This is a genomic window from Metabacillus crassostreae, assembly GCF_016908395.1.
Taxonomy (GTDB): Bacteria; Bacillota; Bacilli; order Bacillales; family Bacillaceae; genus Metabacillus; species Metabacillus crassostreae.
The window spans coordinates 1,204,514-1,216,204 of sequence record NZ_JAFBDU010000001.1; the positions used below are offsets into that span (position 1 = coordinate 1,204,514).

The 11,691-nt window shown below is 34.8% G+C and carries 10 protein-coding genes; all 10 read right to left on the reverse strand.

Annotation, left to right across the window (positions count from 1 at the left end; genetic code table 11):
• Nucleotides 1–151: 151 nt before the first annotated feature.
• Nucleotides 152–1,492 carry a signal recognition particle protein gene (gene ffh / locus JOC75_RS06370; protein WP_204953202.1) on the reverse strand — a complete coding sequence of 447 codons (1,341 nt, stop codon included), beginning with the start codon at nucleotides 1,490–1,492 and terminating at the stop codon, nucleotides 152–154.
• A gap of 12 nt (nucleotides 1,493–1,504) precedes the next feature.
• Nucleotides 1,505–1,837 (reverse strand): putative DNA-binding protein, encoded by a 333-nt coding sequence (locus JOC75_RS06375; protein ID WP_204953203.1) that lies wholly within the window; start codon nucleotides 1,835–1,837, stop codon nucleotides 1,505–1,507.
• 278 nt (nucleotides 1,838–2,115) lie between these two features.
• Entirely contained in the window at nucleotides 2,116–3,117 is a 1,002-nt protein-coding gene (ftsY, locus tag JOC75_RS06380) for a signal recognition particle-docking protein FtsY (protein WP_204953204.1), read from the reverse strand.
• Nucleotides 3,118–3,131: 14 nt separating this feature from the next.
• A complete protein-coding gene (gene smc / locus JOC75_RS06385) occupies nucleotides 3,132–6,698 on the reverse strand; it encodes a chromosome segregation protein SMC (protein ID WP_204953205.1) in 3,567 nt (1,188 codons plus the stop codon).
• A 309-nt stretch (nucleotides 6,699–7,007) separates the two neighbouring features.
• Complete coding sequence (gene rnc, locus JOC75_RS06390) at nucleotides 7,008–7,751, reverse strand: ribonuclease III (protein WP_204953206.1); 744 nt, start codon at nucleotides 7,749–7,751, stop codon at nucleotides 7,008–7,010.
• 204 nt (nucleotides 7,752–7,955) lie between these two features.
• Nucleotides 7,956–8,189: an acyl carrier protein gene (gene acpP, locus JOC75_RS06395; RefSeq protein WP_146946735.1), complete on the reverse strand. Its 234-nt coding sequence runs from the start codon at nucleotides 8,187–8,189 to the stop codon at nucleotides 7,956–7,958.
• A gap of 118 nt (nucleotides 8,190–8,307) precedes the next feature.
• A complete protein-coding gene (fabG, locus tag JOC75_RS06400) occupies nucleotides 8,308–9,048 on the reverse strand; it encodes a 3-oxoacyl-[acyl-carrier-protein] reductase (protein ID WP_204953207.1) in 741 nt (246 codons plus the stop codon).
• A 2-nt stretch (nucleotides 9,049–9,050) separates the two neighbouring features.
• Nucleotides 9,051–9,992 (reverse strand): ACP S-malonyltransferase, encoded by a 942-nt coding sequence (gene fabD / locus JOC75_RS06405; protein WP_204953208.1) that lies wholly within the window; start codon nucleotides 9,990–9,992, stop codon nucleotides 9,051–9,053.
• An 18-nt stretch (nucleotides 9,993–10,010) separates the two neighbouring features.
• Nucleotides 10,011–11,009 (reverse strand): phosphate acyltransferase PlsX, encoded by a 999-nt coding sequence (gene plsX, locus JOC75_RS06410; RefSeq protein WP_204953209.1) that lies wholly within the window; start codon nucleotides 11,007–11,009, stop codon nucleotides 10,011–10,013.
• Between the two features lie 12 nt (nucleotides 11,010–11,021).
• Entirely contained in the window at nucleotides 11,022–11,594 is a 573-nt protein-coding gene (gene fapR, locus JOC75_RS06415) for a transcription factor FapR (RefSeq protein ID WP_204953210.1), read from the reverse strand.
• Nucleotides 11,595–11,691 lie beyond the last annotated feature (97 nt).

Sequence of the window (11,691 nt, forward strand, 5' to 3'; positions counted from 1 at the left end):
GCACCTCCGAAAATGTTTCAACAAGATAGTATATTATCAAATAAATTATATGATGTAAAGGTTTTTTTCTTGTCAGAAGAAAATTCCTTTAGAAAAACGAATTAAAACCTAAGTTTGTAGTCAATTTTGATATATAAATCATCATAAATTGTTACATAAAAGGAAATTTCATCCCTTTTTTCTTACCTTTTGACATTGTTGTCATTTGTTTCATCATTTTTTTCATGTCTTCAAATTGCTTTAGCAGGCGGTTTACTTCCTGAACAGAAGTTCCACTTCCTTTAGCAATTCTTTTTTTACGTGAAGCATTCATCATTTCAGGATTGATTTTTTCAGCAGCTGTCATTGACTTAATAATTGCTTCAACATGACTAATCTGTTTTTCATCAACCTGTAAATTTTTCAGACCCTTCATCTTATTAGCACCAGGTAACATGCCAATTAGATCCTCTAAAGGACCCATGTTGCGTACCTGACCTAACTGTTCAAGGAAATCATCAAAAGTAAATGATGCAGTTCTCATCTTTTGCTCTAACTCTTTTGCTTTTTCAGCATCAACATTTGTTTGAGCCTTTTCAATGAGTGTTAAAACATCACCCATCCCTAAAATACGTGAAGCCATTCGTTCAGGATGAAATGCTTCAATTGCATCTAGTTTTTCACCAAGACCTACAAACTTAATAGGCGTCTCAGTAACAGAACGAATTGATAATGCCGCTCCACCACGTGTATCACCATCAAGTTTCGTAAGAACGACCCCTGTTAAACCGAGCAATTCATTGAAGCTTTTCGCCACATTTACAGCATCTTGACCAGTCATTGCATCAACCACTAAGAAGATTTCGTCAGGTTTTGCAATTGCTTTAACCTGTTCGAGTTCTTCCATCAAATGCTCATCTATATGTAGACGACCGGCTGTGTCAATTAACACATAGTCATGATGCTCTTCTTTGGCATGTTCAAGAGCCCTTTTAGCAATTTCAACTGGGCTTACTTGATCACCTAAAGAAAACACAGGCATATCTAACTGTTTACCTAACGTTTCCAACTGTTTAATTGCTGCAGGGCGGTAAATATCTGCAGCTACTAACAACGGTTTACGATTATGTTTCTTTCGCAATAGATTTGCAAGCTTTCCAGTTGTCGTTGTTTTACCAGCACCCTGTAAACCAACCATCATAATCACTGTTGGTGGACGATTTGAAACAGCAATTTTACTCTGTTCTCCACCCATTAGTTCAGTTAGTTCTTCTTTTACAACTTTAATAACCTGTTGGCCTGGTGTTAAGCTTTTCATTACCTCTTGACCAACAGCACGTTCACTTACGCGTTTAATAAAGTCTTTCACAACTTTAAAGTTTACATCCGCTTCTAACAGAGCAAGGCGAACTTCTCGCATCATCTCTTTTACATCCGCTTCTGAAACCTTTCCTTTACCGCGTATTTTCGCCATCGTATTTTGCAGTCGGTCGGCTAATCCTTCAAATGCCATAAATGCCGCCTCCTAATCTAATTTCTCAAGTTCATTTAGTAATGTATCAAACTCTTGTTGATTTTCCATGCTAGACGAAAATTCTCGAAGTTTTGTCATTAATTTTTGACGCTCTTGAAATTTTTGAAATAATAATAGCTTTTCTTCATATTGCTCTAGCATTGCATCAGTACGCTTAATGTTATCGTAAACAGCTTGTCTACTAACATCATACTCTTCTGCAATTTCACCAAGGGAGAAATCATCTAGATAGTATAACGACATATAGCTTTTTTGTTTAGGCGTTAGCAACGATTGATAAAAATCAAAGAGAAAAGTCAGCCTCGTCGTTTTTTCAAGCGTCATGTCGTCACCCCTTTGTTAAGTGAATTACCTTTACACCTTAACATTCTACATATGTAGCTTTTTCTTGTCAAGTATAAACTAAATGAAGTCTATTTAAGTAAGCATTGTTGCTTTAAGTTTAAAGAAATCCCCTTAAACAAGTACTCTTTTTGTGTGTTTAAACAAATAAAAAGCTCTAGACACCGGATAGTATTGACTCAAAATAAAAAGTCAAATTTATACAATGTAGATTAAACATTATAAAAACTTGACTTCTTTATCTTACTCTTAATCTTTATCTATTCTTCTTTTTCCTGTTCTTCAATAATCTCCGAGAAAAGACCATAAACATATTGATTTGTGTTAAATTCTTGTAGATCATCCATCTTTTCACCTAAACCGACAAATTTAACTGGAATATCTAACTCGCCTTTAATAGCTAACACAATTCCACCTTTTGCTGTTCCATCCAGTTTTGTTAGGACAATACCTGAGACATCAGTTGCTTGTGAAAATTGCTTTGCTTGAGTCATTGCATTCTGTCCAGTTGTAGCATCTAAAACAAGTAAAACCTCATGTGGAGCTCCAGGTATCTCTTTTTCAATAACGCGTTTTACCTTTTCAAGCTCCTTCATTAGGTTCACTTTATTTTGGAGTCTTCCAGCAGTATCACATAGTAGCACGTCTACTTTACGGGCTTTGGCTGCTTGTACAGCATCATACATTACAGCAGCAGGATCAGAACCCTCAGATTGCTTAATAACATCTACTCCAACACGTTGACCCCATACTTCAAGCTGCTCAATTGCACCCGCTCTAAAAGTATCTCCAGCAGCTAAAAGGACAGAATTCCCTTCGTTCTTTAGCTTGTGTGCTAATTTACCAATAGTTGTTGTTTTGCCAACACCATTAACTCCTACAAATAAAATAACATTTAAGCGCCCTGCCTCAAGATTTAGGCTATTAGATTTCTCCTCATCCTCATCACCTTCATAAATCTCAACAAGCTTCTCAGAGATAACTGACTGAACCTCTTTTGTATCTTGGATATTTCGTCGTTTAACCTCCATTTTTAACTCATCAATCAGATCCATTACTGTTGCCACACCAACATCTGCACTTATAAGAAGCTCCTCAAGTTCCTCAAAGAAATCTTCATCAACTTTTCTATATTTTGCTACAAGATCGTTCATCTTCCCTGCAAATGAATCTCTTGTTTTAGTTAAACCATCTTTAAATTTTTCTGTAACAGAATCTGTTTGCTGTGTAATTTTTTCTTTTAATTTTTTAAAAAAGCTCATACATACTCGTCCCTTCAACTAGATTGTACTAATTCTTTTGTTTCTTCAAGTCTAACAGATACAAGCTTAGATACCCCTGATTCTTGCATAGTTACTCCATACAAGACATCGGCTTCTTCCATTGTTCCTTTGCGGTGTGTGATAACAATAAATTGAGTTTCATGACTGAATTTTTTCAAGTACTGAGCAAAACGATACACATTTGCTTCATCCAATGCTGCCTCAACTTCATCAAGTACACAAAATGGAACAGGACGAACCTTTAAAATTGAAAACAAGAGTGCAATGGCAGTTAAAGCACGTTCTCCACCTGATAGTAACCCTAGATTCTGCAACTTTTTCCCTGGTGGCTGAGCGACTATATCTACACCAGTATTTAGAATATCTTCAGGATTAGTTAATTTCAGCTCAGCTCGTCCACCACCAAATAGCGCCTGAAAAACAGATTCAAAATGTGAGCGAATGGCATTGAAGGTTTCCTCAAATCGTTTTATCATTTCTTCATCCATTTCATCAATAACTTGGTATAGAGTATCCTTTGCTTCTAATAGGTCATCTTTTTGTTCTGTTAAGAAATTATACCGCTCTGATACACGTTCATATTCATCAATCGCTCCTAAGTTTACCGTTCCTAACTCATCAATTGCAAGCTTAATTAGCTTCACTCTTTTTCTAGCATCATTAACATCTATCTCTAAAGTATACTGCTCTTTAGCACCTTCGTATGTTAAAAAATATTCTTCACGAAGATGATTTAAACGATTATCTAATTCAACATCTAAACGATTAAGCTTAACTTCTTCATCCTTTAATATATCGCGCAGCTGTTTATCTTGACGTTTTAACTCTTTCAATTCTCTTTCTTCATTTTCAAGCTTTTCCTGAAGTTGAAGACGTTCTTCTCTTCTACTAGCTATTAATTCAATGGTTTTCGTTTTATCCTGCAGCTTCATTTTTGCTGCTTCTTCTAGTTTTTCCTCACCTGAAGAGCTAGAGTTCATCTCATTTGAAAGCAAAGAATAATCATCTGTCGTTTCTTCATATTTCTGTTCTGATTGTGAAAGCTCTTCTTGAATTCTTTCAACTTTTTCTTTGTGATTTTCGTATACTTGTTGCTTGCTAGCAAGTACAATTTTTAATTCGGTTAATTCATTCTGCAATTCATCTTTAGATGTTTGCTGTGAGGTTTTCTTTTTCGATAATGAATCAATTTCTGCATCTAATTTAACTAATTTTTCAGCAATACTTTGTAAATTTACTGAAAGTTCGTCTTTTCGTTTTGCATTCTTCACCTTTTCTGAATCAAATGATTCTAACTCAGCGTCATAAATTTTTAAATGATCATTTATATTTTTTTCATTTAATTCAATCTCTCTTATTTCACTTCTAATCTTCTGTTCTTCTAAACGTAACTCTTCCCCAGTAGCACGTAACTGCTCTTGTTCTCTTTCTTTATTTTGGATAGCTTGTTTGGTAGACTTTACATCTTGTTCAAGCTCCGCTGTTTTTTCTTCCATTACAGCTAACTTACCTACAAGTGTTTCTAACTCACGTTGACGACTTAATAAAGAGTTATTCTTTTGCTTTACTGCTCCACCTGTCATTGATCCACCTGGATTAACAACATCTCCCTGAAGAGTTACAAGTCGGTAGCGATAATTCATCAGCTTAGCAATCTCATTAGCTCCTTTTAAATCTGAAGTAACAATGACAGTACCTAACAAATTTCCGATAATTGATTTAAACTGTTGATTATATTTCACCAAATTTGTTGCAACACCAACAAAAGCTTGGTGATTCTTAATTGTTGTAAGATCATGAGGGTTTATTGATCTTTCTTTCATCACAGTTAAAGGAAGAAAGGTTGCTCTACCAAAAGAATTCGATTTTAAAAATTGGATAGCTTTTCTCGCAGAAGCTTCATCTTCAACAACTACATGTTGCATAGAGCTACTTAAAGCAATTTCGATTGCTGTTTCATATTCTTTAGCTGTAGAGACTAACTCTGCAACTGCCCCATGTATGCCAGGAATCTGATCTTTGGCCTTTAATACTTCCTTTACACCTTGAAAGAATCCTGCATAATCTTCTTGCATTGATTCTAGAACTTCTTTACGTGACCGTGACTGTTGCAAAAGCTGATATGCTTGATATAATGCAGATTCTTTTTTTTGATATGAATTTTTTAGATTATCTAACTTGTTTGATAAATCGCGAAACCCTTTTATCTGATCTGATAACTTTTTCTCTATTAACGAATAATTTTCTTCTATTAGCTTTTTCTTTTCATATATTTCTTCACGTTCAGTTACATAACGTTTGTTAGAATCTAAAAGTCGTGTATTTTTACGTTCTTGTTGACTCAATTGTTCATCTATATAGCTAATTTCATTACGTGCTGATGCTTGTTCATTTAATAGCTCAAAGTACTCACTTTTCAAACCTTCAATTAATTCTTCCATATTTTGATCATATGTTGAAAATAGCTTTTGCTTTTCGGCTAATTGATGCTTGATAGCTTTTAGTTCACTTTCACTGCTATTTAAGAAAGCCTCCTGCTGTTGTTTATCTTGCTTCAAAAGAGAAATACGCTCTTTTAGCTCTACAATTGTTTTTTCTAATTGAGCCTTATTTTGATGTGCATTTTTCTTACGTTCTTTAAGGACTTCTTTACGACCTTCTAATTTCTCAAGTTCCTCGCTAGCTAATAACAAAACCTGTTGAAGGTCATCTATAGAATCGTCCAGTGCAGTTAAATGATCTTTCATCTTTTCAACATCTGCTTCACGCTTTTGCATCATTGCTGACAGATTTAACTCTTGATCCTTGCCTACCTCAACAGATTTTGAAAGAGCTTCATATTTTTCGTGCAGCTCTTCAATTTCATAAACCGTTAACGCAACTTCTATCTGCTCCAGTTCTTTCTTTTGTTCAAGATAATCCTTAGCAATAGATGCCTGAATTTTCAATGGTTCAACTTGTACCTCTAACTCATGAAGAATATCTTGAACACGATTTAGATTTTCTTGTGTTTCTGCTAATTTATATTCAGCCTTCTTTTTTCGAGATTTGTACTTTAGTACACCGGCAGCTTCTTCAAAAATACTTCTTCGTTCTTCAGATTTACTACTTAAAATCTCTTCTACCTTACCTTGACTTATAATTGAGAATGCTTCTTTACCTAATCCAGAATCCATAAATAAGTCCACAATATCTTTTAAACGACATCCTTGTTTATTAATAAAGAACTCACTTTCACCTGAGCGGAAAACTCGACGTGTTACACTCACTTCATGGTAATCTATAGGTAAAAATTGATCCGTATTGTCTAAAGTAAGTGTAACCTCTGCTACATTAAGACCTTTTCTCGAATCACTTCCTGCAAAAATGATATCTTCCATTTTTGCTCCACGAAGAGATTTAGCAGATTGTTCACCTAACACCCATCTTATACCATCCGTTATATTACTTTTGCCACTTCCATTTGGTCCAACTACTGCTGTAACTCCATTAACAAAATCAACTGTTACTCTTTCAGCAAAGGACTTGAATCCTACAATATCCAATCGTTTGAGGAACATTGTGATCCTCCTTACTATTCTATTTATGTTTTTTCCTTTGTTATACTTCCTTGGTTTATTTAACTAATTAGTAGATGTAGTACAATTCAAAAAAATTTTAAATCAGTTAGACCTTCAACTGACTTTTATCCTATTATTTTCGATAAATAATAATCCTTAAATATTTTATCACAATATGTCGAACCTAGGTGATAACTTTAAAGATATTTAATCTAAGAAAAAAGGACAACTCGTTATTTGTATGATTCCCTTAACTAATAAGAAGTGTTAGGGTTACACGTACAAACGAGCCTGTCCTTTGAAGAAATTTTATTTATTAATTTGTTGCAATTTAGATAATGCCTCTTGAGCTGCATGCTGCTCTGCTTCTTTTTTTGATTTTCCGCTTCCTGTACCAAAAACTTCGCCATTTAAAGAAACAGTTGATATAAATTCACGATTGTGAGCTGGGCCTTTTTCTTGCAAAATTTTATACTCTAACATCCCTTTTGTATCACGTTGGACAAGCTCTTGTAGTTGGCTTTTAAAATCCATGACATGAGAAAAAGCACCCTCATCCACTTTCGGAATAACAAACTGGTCTAAAAATTGTACTGCAGCATCTAAGCCTTGATCTAAATATAAAGCACCAATAAATGCCTCAAATACATCTGCAAGCAATGCAGGACGAGCACGACCACCTGTCATCTCCTCACCTTTACCTAGCAGGACCAAGCTTCCAAAAGAAAGATGATTTGCAAATGCTACTAACGATGGTTCACAAACAATCGCAGCACGCAATTTTGTTAACTCACCCTCACTCATCATGGGATATTTTTTGTAGAGATATTGGGATATCGTCAGTTCTAGAACAGCATCACCTAAAAACTCCAATCTCTCATTATCTTCATATGGCTTTTTACGATGCTCATTTACATATGATGAATGTGTAAATGCTTGATATAGAAGTTTTTCATTCTTAAAAGAATGACCTATACGCTCTTGAAATTTTTTAAATTCCTCTGCTTTTTTTGCAAAGGTTCTTCTTTCTTTATAATTAATATTTCTTGCCATAACATAGGAACCTCCATTTTAAAAGCGAAAGCTACGCCTTAGATAAGTCACTTCATAATTGAAGGGAAATTCCTTGAATTATGGAGTGGCTTATGTCAAGTTAAACTTTTCATTTAATCATATTCTCAACTAACTTTTACCTAATTTAAAAGAACGTTAAAAAGGGTTAAAGTCCCGTAAAGCTACGGGACTTTTAAAGCAACATTATTGTGTGCTATTTATGTAGTTAACAGCGTCACCCACTGTACCGATCTTTTCTGCATCTTCATCAGAAATTTCCATATCGAACTCATCTTCAAGTTCCATAACAAGCTCAACTACATCAAGGGAATCTGCACCAAGATCATCTTTGAATGATGACTCTAACTTTACTTCAGCTTCATCAACACCTAAACGGTCAACGATAATCTTTGTTACACGTTCTAATACATCTGCCATTTTACTTCACCTCCCCTCAAGTATTATAGTGTATTTCATTTTAAAAAACTAGGTTTCATCTATTAATTTTCGATGAAAGATAGATATTTAGCTACTAAATATTAATAGCTAGGCTCTATTACATAAACATTCCGCCATTGACATGCATTGTTTGACCTGTAATATATTTGCTTTTATCAGAAGCAAGAAATGTAACTAAATTTGCAATATCACTTGGTTCTCCTAATTGTGCGAGTGGAATTTGTTTAAGCATTTCTGATTTCACTTCTTCAGACAGTTCATCCGTCATATCTGTTGAGATGAATCCAGGTGCTACAGCATTAACGGTTATATTCCGTGATGCTAATTCCTTAGCTGTTGTTTTTGTTAAACCAATTACCCCAGCTTTAGCTGCAACATAATTTGCTTGCCCAGGATTCCCGCTAACACCCACGATAGAAGTTATGTTAATGATACGACCATTTCTTTGCTTCATCATTTGTCTAGTTACACCTTTTGTACACAGAAACACACCTTTAAGATTTGTATTGATAACATCATCCCATTCATCATCTTTCATTCTCATTAAAAGATTATCACGTGTGATTCCTGCATTATTAACTAAGATATCTAATGAACCAAATTCCCCAATAACTGCTTTTATCATCTGCTGTACATCATCTTGGTTTGACACATCTGCTTTAATTGCAATTGCCTGTCCACCATTTGCTTTAATTTCATCAACAACTTCATTTGCTTTTACTTCATTGCCAGCGTAGTTAACAGCAATACTTGCTCCATTAAGAGCTAAATCTAAAGCGATAGCTCTTCCAATCCCTCTGGAAGCACCTGTAACAAGTGCAACTTTGTTCTTTAACATAACTATTCCCCCTTAAGTTTCTCTATAACAGATGTCATCGTTTCAAGATCATAAATATTATGTACAGTTGCTGAACGATCTATTTTTTTAACTAACCCTGTTAAAACTTTTCCCGGACCAATCTCAATAAAAGTTGTCACACCATTATCAAGCATAGCTCTTACTGATTCTTCCCATCTAACAGGAGAGTATAACTGTTTTACTAGTAACTCTTTAATTTCTTCTTGATCAACAACAGGCATTGCTGTGACATTTGCAATAATAGGTTTGTAGGCTTCATTAAATTTTAATTCAGATAGTACTTTACTTAATTGTGATGCTGCCGGCTTCATTAACTCAGAATGAAAAGGTCCACTAACTACTAAAGGTATTGCTCTTTTTGCTCCCTTTTCTTTAGCTAAAACTGAAGCTTTTTCAACACCCTCAGTTGTTCCTGAAATTACAATTTGTCCTGGGCAATTTAAGTTTGCTAATTGTACAGAATCACCAGCATTAGAAATCTCGTCTGTAATAGCTTCTAATTCTTCTGATCCCATACCTAAAATAGCAGCCATTGCTCCTTTACCAGAGGGTACTGCTTCTTCCATAAATTCACCACGTTTTTTTACAGCATAAACTGCATCCTCAAAGCTTAAAACACCAGCAGCAACAAGTGCAGTGTATTCACCTAAACTATGACCGGCTAGGTAATCAGGTTTAATATTATACTTTTTTAAGCCTTCTAAAATAGCAATACTTGTTGTAAGTAATGCCGGCTGAGCATTAAAAGTTTGTGTTAATGTTTCCTGAGGCCCTTCAAAAATTAATTCTGAAAGATTTTGAGCTAATTTTTGATCAGCCTTCTCAAAAATTATTTTCGATTCCTGGATTTGGTCAAACAATTCTTTCCCCATTCCAACTGTTTGAGATCCTTGTCCTGGAAATAAAAATGCGATTTTTGACATACAAAAAGCCCTCCCAATTTATGCTTTGTTCTTTGCATTTGCTTCTAATGAATCATAGATTGTTTCAGCAACATTATTTGATACCATATCACGAGTCTGGCGAATTGCATTATAGATCGCATTAGCATCAGAAGAACCATGTGCTTTAACAACAGGTGCTTGTAAGCCAAATAAGGCAGCACCACCGTATTCTGAATAATCCATCTGCTGTTTAATCCCTCTTAGTTGGGGTTTTAACACACCAGCTGCTAGCTTCGATTTAAGATTGCTAGTTAAAGCCGATTTCAACATAGAAAAGACAGATAGTGCAGTTCCTTCTATTGTTTTCAATGCTATATTCCCTGTAAATCCGTCTGTAACAATAACATCTGCTACACCATTCATTAAATCACGTGACTCGACATTACCGACAAAATTAAGGTCCGTATGTTTTAATAACTCAAAAGCCTGTCTAGTCAATTCATTACCCTTTTTATCTTCAGTGCCAATATTCAATAAACCAATACGTGGGTTTTTAATTCCCCGTACCTTTTCTACATAGATTGAGCCCATTATTGCATATTGCTGAAGATGCTCTGGTTTTGCATCCACATTTGCTCCCACATCTAAGAAAAGAAATCCATCACCGTTTAAAGTCGGTAATGTAGGTGAAAGTGCCGGCCTTTCAATCCCTTTAATACGTCCAACAACAAATAAACCAGCTGTCATCAGCGCACCTGTATTTCCTGCTGATATACATCCGTCTGCTCGTTTTTCCTTTACTTCATTAGCCATTAATACCATGGAAGAATCTTTCTTCCTTTTCACTGCACGAACAGGTTCATCAGTGCCTTCTATCACTTCATCAGTATGTATAATTGTAATTCTAGTAGAATCTGTTAAGAATTGTTTTATTTGATCTTCTTTCCCAAAAAGAGTGACCTCTAAATCAGGAAATTCAGTTATAGCTTTCATAACTCCTTCTACAACTGCTTGAGGAGCATTGTCTCCACCCATTGCATCAATTGCCAATTTCATTTATATCGTTACCTACCTTTGTATTGGATTTGAACGAAACATTTCAAATTCTCCAGAAAAAACCAATTCATTCACTACATAACTATTTACTTCGATAAGCGTTCTTCTATTTACTGAATCATTTTTAATAATCTTTGCTTTTGCAATAACACGTTCATTTTCTTTTACCTGTCTTGTAAAATGAATATTTGCTTTAGCAGTAAGTGCTAATTCATCATTAATCATCGCAACCGCTAACGAATTTGCTTGTGCAAATAAATGGTGACCACGTGCAATTTGATTACGACTAAAAACATGCTCTTTTTTTATTTCTAATATTGAGATGGCAGATTCATCTAGCTGAAGATCTATAATATCACCGATTACTTCCTCTATTGGTAGTGCTTTAACTTCATCATCAAGTTTTTTCTCTGCCACATGCTTAATTCGTTCTCTTAATTCAGGAATAGATAATTCGAGACGATCTAACCTAATCGTCTGAATACTAACTTGAAACTTTTCAGCAAGCTCTTCATCTGTAATAAATGGAGTGTTTACTATTGTTTCCTGTAGTAATAGTTGTCTATCTTTTTTGTTTTTTTTCATAATATTTATGACACCGTCCGAACTATTAAGACTAGGTACTAATAGTAGTATATAGATAAAGAAAACAGATTGCAAGACAAATGCAATCTGTTTTTAA

Bases quoted from the DNA above. Each gene is read 5' to 3' on its own strand.
- ffh (WP_204953202.1), bottom strand. From the start codon at position 1,492: ATGGCATTTGAAGGATTAGCCGACCGACTGCAAAATACGATGGCGAAA.
- JOC75_RS06375 (WP_204953203.1), bottom strand. From the start codon at position 1,837: ATGACGCTTGAAAAAACGACGAGGCTGACTTTTCTCTTTGATTTTTAT.
- ftsY (WP_204953204.1), bottom strand. From the start codon at position 3,117: ATGAGCTTTTTTAAAAAATTAAAAGAAAAAATTACACAGCAAACAGAT.
- smc (WP_204953205.1), bottom strand. From the start codon at position 6,698: ATGTTCCTCAAACGATTGGATATTGTAGGATTCAAGTCCTTTGCTGAA.
- rnc (WP_204953206.1), bottom strand. From the start codon at position 7,751: ATGGCAAGAAATATTAATTATAAAGAAAGAAGAACCTTTGCAAAAAAA.
- acpP (WP_146946735.1), bottom strand. From the start codon at position 8,189: ATGGCAGATGTATTAGAACGTGTAACAAAGATTATCGTTGACCGTTTA.
- fabG (WP_204953207.1), bottom strand. From the start codon at position 9,048: ATGTTAAAGAACAAAGTTGCACTTGTTACAGGTGCTTCCAGAGGGATT.
- fabD (WP_204953208.1), bottom strand. From the start codon at position 9,992: ATGTCAAAAATCGCATTTTTATTTCCAGGACAAGGATCTCAAACAGTT.
- plsX (WP_204953209.1), bottom strand. From the start codon at position 11,009: ATGAAATTGGCAATTGATGCAATGGGTGGAGACAATGCTCCTCAAGCA.
- fapR (WP_204953210.1), bottom strand. From the start codon at position 11,594: ATGAAAAAAAACAAAAAAGATAGACAACTATTACTACAGGAAACAATA.